Origin of the sequence: Colwellia sp. BRX8-5, from assembly GCF_014077325.1 — a bacterium.
Taxonomy (GTDB): domain Bacteria; phylum Pseudomonadota; class Gammaproteobacteria; order Enterobacterales; family Alteromonadaceae; genus Colwellia_A.
In genome coordinates, this window is record NZ_JACGVR010000005.1 from 63,713 (window position 1) to 83,789 (window position 20,077).

The 20,077-nt window shown below is 38.5% G+C and carries 13 protein-coding genes; 8 read left to right on the plus strand and 5 right to left on the minus strand.

The genetic code is table 11. The annotated features are described in order from the left end of the window. The first annotated feature begins 1 nt into the window (after position 1). From H4J62_RS05165 to pyrD, 5 genes are all read left to right on the plus strand, one after another. A complete protein-coding gene (locus H4J62_RS05165) occupies positions 2-1,378 on the plus strand; it encodes a DUF1329 domain-containing protein (RefSeq protein WP_182214217.1) in 1,377 nt (458 codons plus the stop codon). 134 nt (positions 1,379-1,512) lie between these two features. After that, positions 1,513-2,523, plus strand: a complete 1,011-nt coding sequence (locus H4J62_RS05170; protein WP_182214219.1) for a YCF48-related protein — start codon at positions 1,513-1,515, stop codon at positions 2,521-2,523. A 58-nt stretch (positions 2,524-2,581) separates the two neighbouring features. Beyond that, a complete protein-coding gene (locus H4J62_RS05175) occupies positions 2,582-4,891 on the plus strand; it encodes an RND family transporter (RefSeq protein ID WP_182214221.1) in 2,310 nt (769 codons plus the stop codon). Between the two features lie 310 nt (positions 4,892-5,201). Next, positions 5,202-10,052, plus strand: a complete 4,851-nt coding sequence (locus tag H4J62_RS05180) for an NAD-glutamate dehydrogenase (RefSeq protein ID WP_182214223.1) — start codon at positions 5,202-5,204, stop codon at positions 10,050-10,052. A 135-nt stretch (positions 10,053-10,187) separates the two neighbouring features. Next, the gene (gene pyrD, locus H4J62_RS05185; protein WP_182214225.1) at positions 10,188-11,198 is read left to right on the plus strand and encodes a quinone-dependent dihydroorotate dehydrogenase; all 1,011 of its coding nucleotides are present in this window, start codon (positions 10,188-10,190) and stop codon (positions 11,196-11,198) included. Positions 11,199-11,238: 40 nt separating this feature from the next. Here pyrD and H4J62_RS05190 read toward each other — a convergent pair whose 3' ends face one another. Then, positions 11,239-11,652: a hypothetical protein gene (locus H4J62_RS05190; protein WP_182214227.1), complete on the minus strand. Its 414-nt coding sequence runs from the start codon at positions 11,650-11,652 to the stop codon at positions 11,239-11,241. Positions 11,653-11,782: 130 nt separating this feature from the next. Between H4J62_RS05190 and H4J62_RS05195 the strand changes: the two genes are divergently transcribed. Both H4J62_RS05195 and H4J62_RS05200 read left to right on the plus strand, forming a co-directional pair. Beyond that, positions 11,783-12,691 (plus strand): DMT family transporter, encoded by a 909-nt coding sequence (locus H4J62_RS05195; protein WP_259364617.1) that lies wholly within the window; start codon positions 11,783-11,785, stop codon positions 12,689-12,691. Positions 12,692-12,757: 66 nt separating this feature from the next. Beyond that, complete coding sequence (locus tag H4J62_RS05200; RefSeq protein ID WP_182170177.1) at positions 12,758-13,249, plus strand: peptidylprolyl isomerase; 492 nt, start codon at positions 12,758-12,760, stop codon at positions 13,247-13,249. A 91-nt stretch (positions 13,250-13,340) separates the two neighbouring features. On the opposite strand, the gene tsaA is transcribed toward H4J62_RS05200, so the two are convergent. The 4 genes from tsaA to metG form a co-directional block, all read right to left on the minus strand. After that, on the minus strand, positions 13,341-14,069 hold the full coding sequence (gene tsaA / locus H4J62_RS05205; RefSeq protein ID WP_182214228.1) for a tRNA (N6-threonylcarbamoyladenosine(37)-N6)-methyltransferase TrmO: 729 nt from the start codon (positions 14,067-14,069) through the stop codon (positions 13,341-13,343). Beyond that, entirely contained in the window at positions 14,069-14,485 is a 417-nt protein-coding gene (gene rcsF, locus H4J62_RS05210) for an Rcs stress response system protein RcsF (protein ID WP_182214230.1), read from the minus strand. Before rcsF ends, tsaA begins: the two co-directional genes overlap by 1 nt. Positions 14,486-14,498: 13 nt before the next feature. Then, on the minus strand, positions 14,499-16,625 hold the full coding sequence (locus H4J62_RS05215) for a cation:dicarboxylate symporter family transporter (RefSeq protein WP_182214231.1): 2,127 nt from the start codon (positions 16,623-16,625) through the stop codon (positions 14,499-14,501). 127 nt (positions 16,626-16,752) lie between these two features. Then, complete coding sequence (metG, locus tag H4J62_RS05220) at positions 16,753-18,870, minus strand: methionine--tRNA ligase (RefSeq protein ID WP_182214233.1); 2,118 nt, start codon at positions 18,868-18,870, stop codon at positions 16,753-16,755. Between the two features lie 105 nt (positions 18,871-18,975). Here metG and apbC point away from each other — a divergent pair, with 105 nt between their 5' ends. After that, entirely contained in the window at positions 18,976-20,073 is a 1,098-nt protein-coding gene (gene apbC / locus H4J62_RS05225) for an iron-sulfur cluster carrier protein ApbC (RefSeq protein ID WP_182214235.1), read from the plus strand. The last annotated feature ends 4 nt before the right edge of the window (positions 20,074-20,077 follow it).

Sequence of the window (20,077 nt, forward strand, 5' to 3'; positions counted from 1 at the left end):
TATGAAAAATTCACTAAAAAAATTAACATTAGCCTCAGTTGCAGTAAGTTTGGCTATTGTGTCAACAGCAACTTTAGCTAAAGTTTCATCGACTGAGGTCGCAAAGTTAAGTAAAGAACTAACACCGATTGGCGCAGTGCGTGCGGCCAATAAAGACGGTTCTATTCCTGCATGGAACGGTGGTATTACTTCTGTTCCTGCTGGCTATACCGTTGGTGATCACCATATAGACCCATTTTCTACCGACAAAGTAAAATACACGATCACTGCGGCTAACGTGGGTGAATATAAAGCCATGTTAACGCCGGGTCAGGTCAAGTTATTTGAAACATATCCTGATACTTATAAAATGAATGTTTACCAATCAAGACGTTCAGCTTCTTACCCTGAGCATGTTTATCAAGCAAGTATTGATAATGCCGGACGTACAGAATTAGTTGAAGGCGGTAATGGTATTGTTAACGCGGCTGTTGGTATCCCATTTCCGGTACCAAAAGATGGCTTAGAAGCTATTTGGAATCACATTTTACGTTATCGTGGTGAATCTTTAACACGAGAAGGGGGTCAAGCAGCTCCGACCGCTTCTGGTGATTATACTTATTTAGGTTTTGACGATCAGCTTATGATCCCATATGGGGTTAAAGGTGCTTCAGCAGATAAACTTAAAGAAACAAATATTTTGTTTAAGTTTAAGCAAAAAGTAACTGAACCAGCACGTTTAGCGGGTACCGCATTATTAGTTCATGAAACAATGAACCAAATACAAACACCACGCCAAGCTTGGACATACAACACCGGACAACGTCGTGTTCGCCGTGCACCAAATGTTGCTTATGACACGCCAGGTACAGCGTCTGATGGATTACGTACCACAGATGATTTCGACATGTTTAACGGCGCACCAAACCGTTACAACTGGACATTAAAAGGGAAACAGGAATTATTGATCCCTTACAATGATTATCGTTTACACAGCGACTCATTAAAATATGCGGATATTTTAATGCCAGGCCACATTAACCCAGAACATGTTCGTTATGAAAAACATCGTGTATGGGTTGTCGAAGCTAACTTAAAATCAGATACACGCCATACTTACAAAAAACGTGTTTTCTTTATTGATGAAGATAGCTGGCAAATTGCGGTAACCGATATTTACGATAACCGTGACGAGTTATATCGTGTTGGTGTTGCCCATGGTTTGAATTATTACGAAGTTCCTACACAATGGTCTACACTTGAAGTGTTCCATGATTTACAGTCTCGTCGCTACATAGCAATGGGCTTAGATAATGAAGCTAAAATGTATGACTTTTCAGCTGAGTTAGATGATATATCATTTACTTCTTCTGCATTAAGACGTGAAGGGCGCAGATAACCGCTAGGTTTAAACATTTATAACGGCTGACAACTGTCAGCCGTTATACTTTAAAAGATAAGAAACTTTAACAATGTCATGGATGATATGATAAAAGTAACACTTTAATTATTAACGAATGAGAATTCTTCTTTATGCAACGTCTGTTGGCTTTCCTTTTTAGCACTTTATTCTTCCTTAATGCTTTTTCACAGCAACTTCCTGCTATGCAAGCACCTTTAGCCAGTAAATCACTTATGCTTGATATTTTTAAAATCAACGATAAGCAGCTTGTCGCTGTAGGTGAACGTGGTCATATTTTACTTTCAAACGACGCAATTACATGGCGTCAAGCTAACGTTCCCGTTCGTTCAACCCTAACGGCAGTATATTTTATTGATGCTACTCATGGTTGGGCTGTTGGACATGACGCCACTATATTGTTTTCTAGTGATGGCGGCGAAAATTGGCAAGTACAACAATACTTACCCGTTAAGCAAAAACCTTTACTCGATATTATTTTCAAAGATAAAAATGAAGGCATAGCGATAGGCGCATACGGTCAGCAATACCGCACCAGTGATGGCGGTGAAAATTGGACATTTGAATTTCATGGTGAGTTTCTATTCCCTGAAGACCTCGCTTACTTAGAAGAATTAAAAGAACAAGATGAAGAGGCTTATTTAGATGAACAAGGCAGTATACTTGCTCACTTCAATAGCATCTTTAAAGACGGTCGTACGCTTTATATGGTGGGTGAAGTAGGTTTAATTGCTAAAAGCAATGATTTTGCCGAAAAATGGTTGCCGTTTGACAAAATATATCAAGGTTCATTTAATGATATTGCTCGCACTCAACAAGGAAATTTATTAGTTGTTGGTTTGCGCGGTAATATTTTTCGCAGTTTAAAAAGTGGCACGCCTTGGCAACATATTAATTCCAATACCCAAGCCTTATTAAATTCGATAGTGCTCGGTGATAACGGTAGTATTTTTGTCTTAGGAAATAATGGTGTTATTTTAAAAAGTGACGATGATGGCGCTAGCTTCTCTTTGAATATTCAAGCTGACGGCAAAGCGTTAATTAGCGGTGTTTGGTTTAATAACCAGTTAGTCATCGTTTCTGAAGTTGGTCTTAAAGTCATTGCACTGACTAAGTTAAAATAAAAGTAAATCGATAAATACGCTTACCGCCAATTCCACTGAAGCAGATGAAGTAAATTAAATGAAAATAGAATCCCTTATTAATGTTATCGAAGCCACTATGTTCCGTAAAAGAGTCATGGTGCTTGTTGCTTTCGTACTAGCCAGTATTTTTCTTGTTTTTCAAGCGAGCCAAATAAAGCTTGATGCGGCTTTTGAAAAGCACATTCCCCTTAATCATACCTACATGAAAACCTATCTTGAATATCGAGAAAACTTTGGTGGCGCTAATAACGTGCTTATCTCAGTTTGTGACACAGAAGGAGATATTTTTAATGAATCTTTCTTTGGCGCGCTAAAAGGTGTTCATGATCAGTTATTTTTCATTCCTGGTGTTGACCGTATTCAAGTTAAATCATTATATTCACCGAGCACCCGTTTTGTTGAAATTGTTGAAGACGGTTTTGCTGGTGGTCCGGTTATCCCGGCAAATTTTCAGCCTGATTCACAAGGTTTAGCTGTTGTTAAAGCCAATATTGAGAAAGCAGGTATCGTTGGTAGTATTGTTGCCGACGATTACAGTTGTGCCATGGTTAAAGCGTCCTTAATGGATACAGACCCACAAACAGGGGCACGCTTAGATACACTTGTTATTGCTGAGCAACTTGAGCAACAAATTAGAGGAAAATTCGAAAAAGATAATATCAGCATCCATATTATTGGTTTTAGTAAGATGGTTGGCGATGTTGCTGAGGGCGCGAAAGGCGTTGTTGCTTTCTTTGCCATTGCGATTGTTATTACCACGCTGATGGTTTTTTGGTTTTGTCGTTCTATTTCTCTAACCCTTTTACCGATAGCATGTTCGCTGGTTGCCGTTGTTTGGCAGTTAGGTATGTTATCTACCTTAGGGTTTGGACTCGATCCGATGTCGATTCTAGTGCCGTTTTTAGTGTTTGCCATTGGTGTCAGCCATGGTGTACAAATGATTAACTCGGTCTCCAAACTGGTTAGTAAGGGAGCAACATCCAAAGAAGCCGCACAAATGAGCTTTCGCTTGTTGTTGATACCAGGCGGTATCGCCTTGCTGTCTGATACGGTCGGTTTCTTAACGTTACTTTCTATTGATATCGGTATTATTCGTGAATTGGCTATTACTGCATCTCTGGGTGTTGCTATGATTATTTTAACCAATTTAATTTTACTCCCTTTATTGGTTTCTTTTATTCATGTCCCTAAAGTTGAGCCTGAAATAGCAGATAAGAACAAAGTCACTGTTTGGGATGTAATGTCTTCGTTTGCTACCAAGCGAATTGCAACAGTTATACTTGTTATAACCGCTGTTTTATATGCTGCTGGATACTATTACTCACAAGACATGAAAATAGGAGAGCTTCATGCGGGCGCTCCATCTTTGCATGAGACATCACGTTATAATCAAGACACTTTTTTAATTACTGACCGTTATGCCATCAGTGTTGATTATATGTCAGTGATCGTTGAAAGCCCTGCTGATTCATGTACTTTTTACGAGACAATGGACTTAATAGATACCTTTCAATGGCAGATGGAAAATACGGTTGGTGTGCAATCAGCAATCAGTTTAGCGTCAGTTGCTAAAATTGTTAATGCTGGTTATAACGAAGGTAATGCTAGATGGCGTGTTCTATCACGCAACCAACAAACATTAGTGCAATCAATTGCCCGAATACCTTCAACAAGTGGCCTATTGAACAGTGATTGTAGCGTTATGCCCGTGATTCTTTTCTTAGAAGATCACAAAGCTGAAACCATTAATCGAGTTGTTGATAAAGTAAAAGTTGTTACTCAGGCATTAGAAACAGACGAGGTTAAGTTTAAACTTGCCTCTGGCCCTGTTGGTGTTATGGCAGCGACTAATGAAGCGGTTGCTGAAGCGCAAACGCCGATGATGCTTTACGTTTACGGCGCGGTAACTTTATTGTGTTTCATTAGCTTTAGAAGTGTGCGTGCCACGATTGTCGTTATCGTGCCGCTTTATGTCGTGTCAACGTTAGCGCAATGGTTAATGACCGCACTTGATATTGGCCTAACGGTTTCTACACTTCCGGTTATTGCTTTAGGTGTTGGTATTGGTGTCGATTACGGTATTTATATCTTATCAACGATGAGTATAAAATTACGTGAGGGTTACCAAGTTCAAGAAGCTTATTTACTCGCTTTGAAAGAGCGAGGCAGTGCAGTCTTAATAACGGGTGTTACTTTAGCTATTGGCGTTTCAACCTGGTTTTGGTCAGATTTGAAATTTCAAGTCGATATGGGAATACTCTTAACCTTCATGTTCTTGGTGAATATGATCGCTGCAGTACTGGTCCTACCTGCTATTGCTGCTTTTTTATGGCCTAATAAAAAATAAGGTTAATACGTTAAACCTGCATAAATAAACAAGAAAATGACCGAAAGGTCATTTTCTATTTATAACAAGTGAATAAACAATTACTCTCAGTAATTTTGACAAGCCGCTGTAAATAATTAATCACCATAAATAGTAAAATATTCCTCGCAATAGCCTAAAATTCTTAATAAAATCGCATATATAGTCTATTCTTTTAGACAATAATAAATATTTATATAAAAAATTATACAAATTACCCTGTTAATTGTTTTAAATAATCAATTTTGAAATGATTCAGTACAACAGCGTTTTATCCAAAAAGGAAAACGGCATGGCGTTAGTAGACGGTTTACCCTCAGTGATACTCTCGAATGTAGCACAGTTAATTCAGCAAAAAGTTCCCGCTAAGACAGCTCCGCTCGTTGAGCAGTTTGCAGAGCTCCTTTATAGCAATATTTCTACGCTTGATTTAGAGCATCGTAACGATAGTGATATGTACGGTGCGACGTTAAGTCTGTGGAATTCGTTAAATGGTCACCAAAATAATGCACCGGTGATTAAAGTTTTTAATCCTCAAGTTTCTAAGCATGGCTGGAAATCAAGTCATACTATTATCGAAGTCATTATCGCCGATATGCCATTTCTTGTTGATTCATTGCGAATTGCCCTTAACCGTTTAGGCTTATCACCGCATTTAATGTTAAATAGTCCTATTAATATTATTCGTGATGACAAAAATCAAATTACACGTTTATCAGCAGCCGCTAATAAATCGTTAAAATCGGCAACGGCTGTCGCTGTTTTCTTTATTGAAGTTGACCGTCAAACCGATCAAAAAGTCCTTGATAAAATAACCAAAGAGCTTCATTCAGTGGTTAATGACATTGCGATAACGGTTGACGATTGGCAAGCAATGCGTGCACGTCTTGGTGAAGTGATCACCGAAACAGCCGAAGCAAAATTACCTTGTTCAATCAATGATCATGATGACGCATTAGAGTTCTTAAAGTGGATGTTAAACGATAATTTCACTTTATTAGGCTATCGTTCATACAATGTTAAAACATTAACAGGTGATATGGCACTCTCGGCCAATGTTGAATCAAGTTTAGGATTAATGAAGCGCTCTGATGGCACAGTAGAACGCTTAATTTCAACATTATCTAGTTCTGCTCGAGAGCTTGCTTTAGGGGTTAACCCGTTAATTTTGACCAAAACCAATTCTCGGTCACGCGTACATCGTCCTGCCCACCTAGATTATATTGGCGTAAAACGTTTCGATGCTAAAGGTAATGTTATTGGTGAGGAACGCTTTGTTGGTTTATTTGGCTCTGCTTATTATACCAATAGTGCCTTAGATTTACCGTTAATAAAGTCTAGAGTTACCACCGTTTGTGAAAGCTCTGGTTTTGCTCGTGGTACTCACGCTTATAAAGCGATGATTAATATTTTAGAAACCTACCCACGTGACGAAATATTACAAAGTAGCACAGATGAATTATTAAAAAATGTTTTAGGCATTTTCCAAATGCAAGAGCGTGATTACTCTGGACTTTTTGTTCGCCGTGATGCCTTTGATCGTTTCTACTCTTGTATGGTCTATGTACCCAGAGAACGTTATAACACTGAATTACGTGTTAATACTCAAAAGTTACTCAAAGAAGCATTTGGTAGCGGTCAAGAAGTCGAGTTTACCACTTACTTTTCTGAATCAGCACAAGCGCGTACCCACTATATTGTTCGTGTTAAATCAACTAAAGCAGATATCAACGTGAAACAAATTGAAAAGAACTTAAATGAAGCAGCAAGAAGCTGGGATGATAAACTCGCAGCATCTCTGAACTCTCACAAAGGTGAAGCTAAAGGTAAAACATTAAGTCGTAAATACTGTAGTTTTCCACAATCTTACAAAGATGAAGTGTTACCGGGTACGGCAATCGTTGATATTGAAAAACTTGAGTCGTTATCAGCAGAAAACCCACTGGAAATGTTGTTTTATCAACCACAAGAAGAAAGTGCTAACAGCCGTCACGTAAAATTAAAATTGTTCCATACGGGCGACCCCATCCACTTGTCAGATATTTTACCTATCCTTGAAAACTTCGGTTTACGTGTTATTGGTGAAAGCCCTTATTTAGTTAAAACATTAACGGGTGAACATTGTTGGATCTTAGACTTTTCGATGTTACTGACCGGACAAGGTAAGTTCACCCTTGAAATAGTACAAAACTTGTTCCAAGACGCCTTTGCAAAAGTTTGGGCGGGTGATTTAGAAGATGATGGTTTTAACCGTTTAATTTTAGGTGCCGAGCTTGGTGGTCGCGAAGTTTCTATTATCCGTGCTTATGCACGATATGAGCGTCAAATCGGTGGTACCTTTAGCCAAAGTTATATCGAAGATACTTTTGCTCGTTACCCTAATATTGCTGAGTTATTGATTAAATTCTTTATTTTCCGCTTTGATCCAACGACGAAAATTTCAGAAAAAGCGTTGAATAAAGTCAGTGCTGATATTGAAAAATCTCTCGATAATGTCGCTAACTTAGATGATGACCGTATTATCCGCCGTTTTGTTGAAATGATCAGTGCCACCATTCGTACTAACTATTTTCAACCTCATCCGATAACAGGTCAAAAATCTTACATTTCATTTAAGATTTTACCTCGCCAGATAAGTGACGTACCACTACCGCTTCCTGAATTTGAAATATTTGTTTATTCACCACAACTTGAAGGTGTTCATTTACGCGGTGGCAAAGTCGCCCGTGGTGGTTTACGTTGGTCAGATAGACAAGAAGATTTCCGCACTGAGGTTTTAGGCTTAGTTAAAGCTCAACAAGTTAAAAATACGGTTATTGTTCCTGTTGGCGCTAAAGGGGGGTTTGTTTGTAAACAACTCCCAGTAGGCGGTACTAGACAAGAAATATTTGAAGCAGGTAAAGAATGTTACCGTACCTTCATTCGTGGTTTGTTAGATCTTACCGACAACATTATTGATGGCGTAATTGTGCCACCACTGAATGTTGTTCGTCTTGATGACGATGACGCTTATTTGGTTGTTGCTGCCGATAAAGGCACGGCAACCTTCTCAGATACTGCTAATGCGATTTCCGACGAATATAACTTCTGGATGGGCGATGCGTTCGCTTCTGGTGGTAGTGTTGGCTATGACCATAAAGCGATGGGAATTACGGCTAAAGGCGCTTGGGAATCTGTTAAACGTCATTTCCGCGAAATGGATATTGATTGTCAAACAACTGATTTCACCTGTATTGCTATTGGTGATATGGCGGGTGATGTATTTGGTAATGGTATGTTGTTGTCAAAGCACATCCGTTTACAAGCTGCATTTAACCATATGCATATTTTTATTGACCCTAATCCCGACGCAGCAAGCTCTTATGTAGAGCGTGAACGTTTATTTAATATGCCGGGCTGTACTTGGGAAGATTACAACAAAGAATTAATTTCTGAAGGTGGTGCGATTTTCAGCCGTCATGTGAAATCTATCAAGTTAACACCACAAATTAAGAGAATGCTCGGTACGCAAAAACAAACCATGTCACCGATTGATTTAATGCAAGCCATTTTGAAAATGAAGGTGGATTTATTGTGGAATGGCGGTATTGGCACGTATGTTAAAAGTTCAAAAGAAAGCCATCTTGACGTTGGCGACAGAGCGAACGACTCATTGCGTATCAATGGCAAAGAATTACAAGCCAAAGTTGTTGGCGAGGGTGGTAACTTAGGTTTCACCCAACTGGGTCGTGTTGAGTTTGGTTTACGTGGTGGACGAATTAATACTGATGCTGTTGATAATGCCGGCGGTGTTGATTGTTCTGATAATGAAGTCAACATTAAAATATTATTAAACAGTTTAGTACAAAATGGTGACTTAACCGTTAAACAACGTAATCAGTTACTTTATGATATGACTGATGATGTCGGTAAAATTGTTATAGAAGATTGTTATCGCCAAACCCATTCATTGTCTATTACGGCAATGCGTGGCGTTAAACAATTAAAAGAGCAAGAGCGTTTTATCCATGGCTTAGAAAAAGCGGGTAAATTAGATCGTGCTTTAGAATTTATTCCAACGGATGATGAAATTTCTGAGCGTTTATCTAAAGGTCAAGGCTTAACTCGCCCAGAACTTTCAGTGCTACTTGCCTATGGTAAAATGGTCTTAAAAGAAGATTTGGTTTGTCCAGGTATCACGGACAACCCTTATCACGATCGTTTATTACTTGAAGCTTTCCCTCCACAATTACAGGTTAAGTATCAAGAACAAATGCAACTGCATCCACTGCGTGCTGAAATTATAGCGACAAAATTAGCCAATGATATTGGTAACGATATGGGTTTCAATTTTGTTAATCGCATGCATGAAGAAACAGGTGCAACGGTTGCTGAAATCGCCAATTGTTATGTTATGGCCAGTGAAGTTTTTGAGTTATCAACCATTTGGAACGAAATTACCGAATTAGATAATAAAATTTCGACTTCTATTCAAACTGAAATGTTATTTCAAATGCGTCGTACGGTACGACGAGCAACACGTTGGTTCTTACGCCATCGTAATAAAGCGTTAGGTATTGCTGAAACAATCGCTATGTATCGTCCAACGTTTGAAAATTTAGCCAACAATTTAGATAAGTTATTGGTAACCGCAGAAGTTGAACAACTACAACGTGTTGAAACAGATCTTGTTGGAACAGGCGTTCCAGTGAAAATCGCAAAACGTATTTCACAGTTAAGTTCATTATTCCCGGTAATGGATATTGCTGATATTTCAATAGCGGATAATCGTCCAATTGAATTAGTTGCTGACTTATACTTCAAGCTAGGTGTTCGTTTAGACTTACATTGGTTCTTAGATCAGATCACTAGCCAACCGGTATCTAATCACTGGCAAGCGCTTGCTAGAGCTTCATTTAGAGAGGAACTTGATTGGCAGCAACGTTCATTAGCACAAGTCGTTTTACGCTGCGATTGTGGTGTTGAACAACCTGAAGTCGAAGCCTTACTTAATAACTGGATTGAGACGAATGCTCAACCACTTGAACGTTGGAACCAAATCTTAGCTGACTTTAGAATTGGTCGCACGCATGAGTTTGCAAAGTTCTCTGTTGCACTAAGAGAGTTAATGTTACTGAGTTTAAATTGCGATCCAGCAAAATAAGTCAAAGCCATTAATCAAGCTTTAACGAGATTGATTTAACTGATAAAATCCTCACTACTAAGTGGGGATTTTTTTTAGGTCGTTGTCGATTTTGATTAAAGTTTTTTCGCGTTAACTTATCCGTCCAGAGGCAATATGTTTTATTCCGCAATTCGTAAAGTATTATTCAAGTTTGATCCTGAAGCTATTCATGAGCTGACAATAAAAGGCTTTAAAGCCTCGGGTTCAACACCATTAAATTTACTTTATAAACAAAACATTACTGATAAACCAGTCGAAGCCATGGGTATTACCTTTCCTAATCCGGTTGGGTTAGCGGCTGGATTAGACAAAAATGGCGAATGCATTAACGCGTTTGATGCCATGGGATTTGGCTTTGTTGAGATAGGAACTGTGACACCTAAGCCACAACCGGGTAACCCAAAACCGCGTATTTTCCGTTTACCGACAGCAAATGCAGTTATAAACCGCATGGGCTTTAATAACAAAGGCGTTGATTATTTAATTGATCAAGTACGTAAAGCAAATTTTAAAGGCGTGCTGGGTATTAATATTGGTAAAAATAAAGATACCCCAGATGATCAAGCTAAAGACGATTATCTTATTTGTATGCGTAAAGTTTATAACTACGCAACCTACATCACCATAAATATCTCATCACCTAATACGCCAGGTTTACGTTCATTACAATATGGTGATGCATTAAATGAGCTATTAGCCGCGCTTAAAGCGGAACAAAAAGTACTGACCGAACTGCATAGTAAATATGTACCGTTAGCCGTAAAAATAGCACCAGATTTAAGCAAAGAAGAGATTGAATCGATTGCCCAATGTTTGATCAGCAATAATATTGATGGCGTTATTGCCACTAACACCACACTTTCACGTGAAGGTGTGGTTGGCTTAGAGCATGGAGAAGAGCAGGGTGGTCTCAGTGGTGAGCCAGTAAAAGACAAAAGTACCGAGGTTATTCGTTTATTGGCAATAGCCCTAGATAATAAATTACCTATAATCGGTGTTGGCGGTATTTCGAGTGGCCGTGATGCACAAGAGAAAATAGCGGCGGGTGCTAAATTAGTACAAGTTTATACTGGCTTTATATACCAAGGTCCTGAATTGGTTAAAGACATAGTGAATAGCCTTTAACTGACGAGTTCAATGGTTTAACGCTATTTCTTACACTTGTTTATATATGGGGTAGCGTTAACTTATTGGCAATTAAATTCAGTACCTTGTGCAGTTTTACTTGAATATAGCGAGGTAATAATTTTTTCTCTTGCGCTAACAGAGTTAACTCAGCTGGCGTTATCGCAATAAAACATTTTACCTGCTGATGTTCTTTTTGGTAAACACTGAAAACATCATCAGCAAAATAGCTAATCTCTCCCTGATGATCTTTAGTTATCTCTTCATCAACAAATTGCTGAGTTTCTAGATAGAGATTGATTAATAAAATATTTTTTTCATCACCATACCAATTTGCGGTCAATGTTTGAAAATTAAATTGTGCTTCAAGCTTATTACACACTGACTTTATCTGAGTAAACTGTTCTATTAAATCGTTACCCGGCATAATAGCGATCGGTAGCTGTTCTGTCATAGTTTTAAGGTTACTTTGAATTTCAAATTTAAACATTATCAATATTAATTAGTAACATAAAGCATAAAAGGCTTTTTATTGCCTTTGCCTAACATTATTTTGCTGGTCGTTTTCATCATTAGGATTGATTTTGGACTTTTCTTTCTTTTCTTTAGACCTCTGGGTTTATTTCACTTTACTTGCCGCTGTTATGCAGGCTATTCGCACCGCTGGACAAAAGAAGCTATCGGGACATTTAAGTGCCATGGCGACGACAGGTGTGCGCTATATCTATGCGCTGCCTTTTGCTTTTATATATTTGCTCTTTATTACCGAACAGCGAGCAGTGACTTTACCTGTGCTTAACAGTCATTTTCTTATGTACGCGCTTATCGCTTGTCTGATGCAGATTATTGGGACTTTTTGTTTGGTTGCGGCCTTTAAATATCGTAATTTTGCGGTAGCGACAAGTTTAGCTAAAACTGAAGCTATTCAAGTTGCTGTCGTGGGAGCCTTGTTCTTTTCAGTTTCTTTATCATTGCTAGCGTGGTTATCTGTTTTTATTGGTGTGATAGGCGTGTTAATTGTCTCAAAAGTAAAATTTACGGTTACTGATATATTTAAAAACCCTGGCGCTGGTTTTGGCTTATCTTCAGGCTTAGCCTTAGCCATTACGACCTTATTAATTAGAGAATCAAGCTTGGCCCTAAACACAGATTTAATGGTTAGTGCCGCTGTTACTTTGTTGTTTATGGTTGGTGTACAGTCCGTCATATCAATTATTTATCTTAGTTTAAAAGATAGAAAGCAACTTACCTTAATGGCTAAACATTGGCGTATGTGTTTATTTGTTGGCATAACCAGCGTTATTGGTTCAATTGGTTGGTTTACTGCCGCTAGCTTTCAAAATGCAGCTCATGTGAAGGCACTAGGACAAGTAGAGTTTTTTATTACTTTATTATTAACTTACCGAATTTTTAAGGAACGTATTAGTCGAATTGAATACCTAGGTATGTTATTAATTATTGTTAGTGTGGTTATTTTATTACTTTGGGCATAGTGGCTAGCGTCTGTTTTTGCTACACTCGCAGAAAATTATTATTGTATTAATTAAATTGGATTTAAAATGAAAATTGCAGATAAAACCGTTGTTCAATTTCACTACACCTTAAAAGATGAAGCTGGCAATGAAATTGAATCATCATACGCGGGTGATCCTTTAGCCTATCTTCATGGCTATAAAAATATGTTAGTCGGTGTTGAAAATGCCTTAGTGGGTAAAGAAGTAGGCAACAAATTTTCAGTCACGCTACAACCAGAAGATACTTACGGTGAGCGTAAAGAAGATATGATCCAACGTGTTCCAGCAAAACATCTACAAGACGGTCAAGGGACCACTAAATGGCAAGCTGGCATGACAGCTTCTGTTGAAACCGAGCAAGGTCAACGTCAAGTGACTATTGTTAAAGCGGGTAAGTTTATGGTCACTGTTGATATTAACCCACCCCTTGCTGGTATGGTATTAACCTTTGACTTAGACGTCATTGATGTACGTGCTGCTACAGATGAAGAAATTGAACATGGTCACGCACATGGCGCTGGCGGTCATCACCACTAAATTTTTTTAGTTAAAGTGGTCATTTATTTTGAATGTTAAAGGTCAGCTCTGCTGACCTTTTTTATATTGAGATACTGAGTGTGTTTTAAAGTTAATCATCAACTTTATTTATTGAAAGCACATACATCTCATTATTTAAATTTGCTTGCCAGCATATATTTAAATTGTAGAGTTTCATGCCATAGATTTTATCATCGCCTTGTCGCTTTTTATAAGCGGGCCTAGGGTCCTGCGCTAAGACTTGTTCAATAAAAAGTGCTAGCTCTGGATACTCTCGTTGATACTTTTGCATATCATCTTGTGCTTGCTGAGAAAACTTGGTGGTTACTGCGTGCAAGGGTTGTTGTGCAAAGCCGGCTTGTGCACCATCAATACTATCAGAGTAGGGAATATAAGGTTTAATATCAACAACGGGCGTTTGATCAAGCAGGTCTAGTCCAGAAATATTAATAACAGTTTGTTTGTTGTTTTGCGTAATACCCTCTAACTTTACTACCGACATACCAATCGGATTAGGTCTGAATGTAGAACGAGTGGCTAATACCCCCAGTTTTTTATTTCCTCCCAAGCGAGGTGGTCTCACGAGCGGTTTCCAACCTTGGCGCTGCGTCCCATGAAATATAAACAATACCCACAGGTGACTAAATTGCTCAATGCCACGAAGCAACTCTTGGTTATTGGCATCATCAAGTAATAAAATTGAGCCTTGTGCTGCACTCACTAGACCCGGTTGACGAGGAATAGCGAATTTTTCTTTGTAGGGAGAATTAACGCGACCAATATAGTTGAAGGTTACCTGGTTTTCAGGTGATACAGTCATTAGTTAATCTTTTTAAGCGGTTCAACTTGATAAGACATACCATAGCAGACAAGCGTTGCAATACATTGCTTATTTGCTTGGTCGTCATCAATCAACGCACAACCACTAAAAATTATCGCATTCGCTTGTTGTTGAGCTGCTTGTCTACGTGCTTCAGTTCTTGCCGCTATTTTATCTGGTAAGGCATGATGACTTTTTGCCTGGCAATCTTCACCCTCAACTAAGCCAATAAGTTTGTAGCGGCCAGGAAATTCACTTTCATCTTGAAAAACTTTTACCTGTGCATGGCTAAAGTATGTTTGAAAATTTTCTTTGTCCAAATTTGTTGAAACAGTATATTGAGATGAGCATGCTGATAATCCGATTAAAGTCAGCATTAGTATTAATTTATTGTTGGTTTTACTTATTGTCTTCATTTTTATCACTAGGTTACTTACTTATATTTGCTTTAACAGGGGCTTTATTACTGATCCAATAATTAAATAATTTATCAATAACGTTACTTTGTTGTTTCATATTTATCCAATTACGCATAAACAGTTCAAAAGCTTGATCGTTATGATTAATCGGGAATGCCATAGATATAGGTGCTAAGACAGGTTTAGGCACAATAACTGTGTACTCAGGATATAATAATGTCCAGGCAGAAGCTGCTGCAGCACCAAATAGCATACCATCAAAATGTTGGTGCTTTTCTTTAAAGAATAATCTGGGTGTTGATATTTTCCAGGCCTTATTATGAATAAAGTTGCGTTCAACAGCTGTTTGGTAAAAGAAAGTTTCAGGTATACCGATAATCAGCGCTTTATTTTCAATAATTTTAGACCATTGCTTAAACTCTACACGTCTTTCATCTTTTACAATAAAGGCTAGTGATTGCTGAGAATAAGGCACCGTAAGGGTGAATTTAGTCATATTATCTGGGATAACTGGAATACCTGTCGTGATATCCAAATAGCCTGATTGTAAGAGTGCTTCTGCTTGATGATGAAATATTTTTACAAATTCAACATTTACGTTGAGGTCAATGGCGAGTTGATTCATTATTTCAATATCAAAACCGACCAACTTACCGTTATTGTTATGAAAGGCGTAAGGTAAGTCATCTCTGAAATAGCCAACCCTAATAAAACCACGTTGTTGAATTCGTTTTAGCACAGGAGAAAATGTAGGTTTGGTAACAACATTCGCAGGGCTGTTTTCGAGGTAGTTGCTTTCAACACCAGTGAACAAAAAGTCTCGCTCTATAAATTTGGTATAGCCTTGATACTGGTGACTTATAGTGTCAAAACTGAAACGTAAGGAGATAAATGCCAATACAGAAACAAGCGGAATTATCGCTAAGTTACGCAGCAGTACACGCCATTTTATAGTAAAGCGCTTTAACATTGCCGTGGCAATTAATAGCGGTAAACAGCTAGAAAATACCACTGAAAAAATAGCACTTAACCGAGCGCCAATAAGGTTCTCTGCCACTAAATAAAAGTCGAACATAGCACCGGAAACATTAAACAATTCTAGTAAATTTTGCATCGCTAATGTTGTGCTACCAAATAACTGTGGCAAGCCAGCAACGACTAGATTGATATGATCAGTAAAAGAAATATGGGCACCAGAGAACCAAGCGGCAAAGAGCACAAAAAGTAAAGCAAGTAGCTTACCACCTACGGGTAAACTAAAAGATATTGGCACAATAATCTCTGATATTTTTTCAAGATCGCTATCTTGAGGATATTTTTGCTTAAGTAATTTTTTAGTGTTTTCAACAATCACGGGCAATACTGAAAAGAAGCTGCCCGTAGCGAAAGCAGTGATCATTGGCTCGCGAGACACACTAACTATTTCTCGATAACCAAAAGGGGTGACCGTTGCAACAATGGCGGGGAATACCACAAAACAAAGCAGAGTTACCAAAACTATTGCACTAAGCATGTAAACAACTAAACCATCGAGTTGGCTTGCATCAAGAGTAACAGCGGCACGCCAACCGATACAAAATATACCCAAGGGGGCAAATTTCATAATAAAACCATTAATGTTTGCGGTTGCTTGTTGTAAGTTTGAAAGCATTAACAAGGTTTGTCTTTTAGATTTAATCTTCATTAAACCAAGCCCCATGCAGATACTAAAAAAGACTACCGCAGGGATTAAAGTATTTGCTAAGGCATTAAAAGGGTTTGCCGAGATAAATAAGTCAACCAAGCTAAATTCTGGCACAGATTGTATGGTGTTATTAGAATAAAACTCGGCATGTTGCCATTGAGGAAAGGACAAAGGGGTGCTAAAAATAAAAAATAGTACGACCGCTATCATCATTAAGATAATCAATAAACTTTGTTTAGAGACCTTTTTGGCTTTACTCGGGGTAAGCCCACCTATACCAACAACCAGTGACAGCACAATATAAGGCAGTACGGTCATTTGCAGGGCAGTAACAAAAGCATTGGCGGTGTTATCAATCACTGAATATTCGGTTGAAAAGTAATACCCCATCAACAACCCAAGAAACATCGCTAAGATAATTTGTACTAATAACGGTGGTTTAACAAACAACATTAAAATATTGTACTCATAAGTATTTTGCCATAATGATTGTAACGAACTATTTGAAAATTATAATACAAAAAAGCAGTGAACGTTCACTGCTTTTATTTCTTTGGTATTAACAGCTGACTGAGGGTTGTTATTTCACCCGCATACCCGGTTGTGCGCCGTCGTCAGGATTTAATATCCATAAATCTTTACCACCAGGGCCTGCCGCAAGCACCATGCCTTCAGACATACCAAAACGCATTTTTCTTGGCGCCAAATTAGCAACCATCACGGTATGTTTACCAATTAAATCTTCTGGTTGATACGCTGACTTAATACCGGCAAACACTTGGCGTGTTTCACCACCTTCTTCTTTTGAATCAAGAGCAAGGGTCAAACGTAACAGTTTATCAGCTTTTTCTACATGCTCGGCATTAATGATTTTTACTATACGCAAATCAATTTTAGCAAAATCGTCAAATTGAATTTCTTCGCTAATAGGATCACACCCTAATGGGTCATTAAGAGCCGCACTATTATCGACGATTTTTTCTTTTTTCGCTTTTTTTACCGGTTTTTCAGCGTCATCTTTAACAAGTAAATTGTCTTTCGATGCATCTGTCATTGCGTTAACTTTATCCATGTCGACACGCTGTAGTAAGGCTTTAAATTTATTGATCTTGTGGCTCGTCAATAATTTCTTATGTCCTTCCCAGGTTAATTCATCATTTAAAAACGTTGCTGTGCTATCGGCTAATACGGGTAATACCGGCTTTAAATAAATCATTAAGGTACGAAACATATTGATACCTAGCGAACAGATGTCTTGCACTTCTTGCTGCTTAGTTTCATCTTTCACTAACTGCCATGGTTCTTTTACGGCTATATATTCGTTAACTTTGTCGGCCAATGCCATTATTTCACGCATACCACGGGCAAAATCACGCGCTTCATAGTGAGCGGCAATAGAGTCACCTGCCGCCATGACCTCTTCAGCGAGAGCTGGGTTGTCGATGTTTTCTGACAACATACCGTCAAAGCGTTTAGTGATAAAACTGGCACAACGTGAGGCAATATTAACCACTTTACCCACTAAGTCTGAATTGACTCGTTGCGCAAAATCTTCAAGATTTAAGTCTAAATCATCAATTTTATGGGTTAATTTAGCGGCATAGTAATAACGTAAATATTCAGGGTTTAAATGATCTAAATAAGTACGACCTTTAATAAAGGTACCTTTAGACTTAGACATTTTTGCGCCATTAACAGTAACAAAACCATGAGCATGCACTGCCGTTGGTTTTCTAAAACCTGCACCTTCGAGCATAGCTGGCCAGAATAAACTATGAAAATATATAATGTCTTTACCAATAAAATGGTAGAGCTCAGCTTCCGAGTCAAGCGCCCAAAATGCATCAAAATCGATACCGGTTTTATCACATAAGTTTTTGAAACTGCCCATGTAACCAATAGGAGCGTCTAGCCAGACATAAAAGTATTTGCCCGGAGCATTGGGTATTTCAAAGCCAAAATAAGGAGCGTCGCGGCTAATATCCCATTGTTGTAAACCAGACTCAAACCATTCAGCTAACTTATTAGCCATTTCATCTTGCAATGCGCCACTTCGTGTCCAATCTTGCAACATCTCACTAAAAGCAGGCAAGTCAAAGAAGTAGTGCTCTGAATCTTTTAATACTGGTGTTGCGCCAGAAACAACTGAACGCGGGTTTAGCACTTCAGTGGGCGAATACGTCGCGCCACACTCGTCACAGCTATCGCCGTTTTGATCGGCTGCCTGACACTTAGGACAAGTGCCCTTTACAAAGCGGTCAGGTAAGAACATCCCTTTTTCTGGATCGTATAGTTGAGAGATGACTCTAGTTTTAATATGACCTTTAGCATGCAAACGATTATAAATTTCGTGAGCAAACGCTTCATTCTCTGGACTATGCGTTGAATGATAGTTATCGAAACTAATATGAAAGTCTGCAAAGTCGCTCATATGCTCTTCACGGACACCATTGATCATTTCTTCAGGTGTTACCCCTAACTCATGCGCTTTAAGCATAATAGGCGTGCCATGGGCATCATCAGCACAAACAAAATAAGTTTCATGGCCGCGCATACGTTGAAAACGCACCCAAATATCGGTCTGAATATGTTCGAGTAAATGACCTAAATGAATAGAGCCATTGGCATAAGGCAGCGCACAAGTTACAAGAATTTTACGTTTATTTTTAGCAGTTGATGATGACTCTGATAACGACATATAAAGTTTACATTTATTGGTGGTAATTATGAGGGGAATGGTACAGAATTTGTAATTACTTTTCATTAATAATTATTGCCTAAACGCGATAAAGTGCCTTTTAAAATGTTCTCAAAGATATTTTCGTCAAAAACACTCCCCAGTGACGCTAAACAAACGCTTGTTGATAGCTTAAATCGTTATCGAAGTGAAAATTTTCCTCAAGGAATTTTATATCCTGATATTGACCCTGAAATTACCTTAGAAAAAGGTAATGATATTGTCATTAAATTGTCTTTACCTTTCCCTTGCAATAGTGAAATACAATTATTAACTGAAATGCTTACTAAAGAAGTTAAGCAGACCGTTCGTTTTGATGTTAAGTACAATGTTAAGCCGGTTCGCCGCCATGAACTCTTAGGTATAAAGAATATTATTGCTATTGCCTCTGGAAAAGGTGGAGTAGGGAAGTCGACGACAGCGGTTAATCTTGCCTATGCGTTAATCGCAGAAGGAGCCTCGGTTGGCATTTTAGACGCTGACATTTATGGCCCATCAGTTCCTACATTACTGGGTTTAAAAGGAGCAAAGCCTAGCTCTGATGATGGTAAGTTACTCACGCCAATAAATGCTAATGGTTTAAGCGCAATGTCGCTGGGTTTTTTAGTCGATGAAGATGATGCAACTGTTTGGCGAGGTCCAATGGCAAGCAGAGCTTTTAGTCAATTACTTAACGAAACTGATTGGCAAGGTATAGATTATTTAATTGTTGATATGCCCCCAGGCACCGGTGATATTCAATTAACGTTATCACAACAAGTACCCGTGGCAGCTTCTGTGGTTATTACCACACCACAAGATATAGCACTGGCTGATGCGATAAAGGGTATTGCGATGTTTGAACAAGTAAAAGTACCTGTGCTCGGTATTATTGAAAATATGAGTTATCACCAATGCGAAAATTGTGGTCATCAATCACACTTGTTTGGTGAAGGTGGAGGTCAACGGGTTGCCAATAAATATGATACGCAACTTTTAGGACAACTGCCGCTTGATGTCAGTATTCGTCGTGATGCAGACCAAGGGGTTTCGCCATTATTAACAGATAACACTAGTAACATCAGTGAGCAATACCGTAAGATAGCGCGAACTATCGCTGCACAGTTATATCTGCAGTTGGATTCACGCAGTCCAAATACCGCAAAACTATTGATTGAAGATTAGCCTT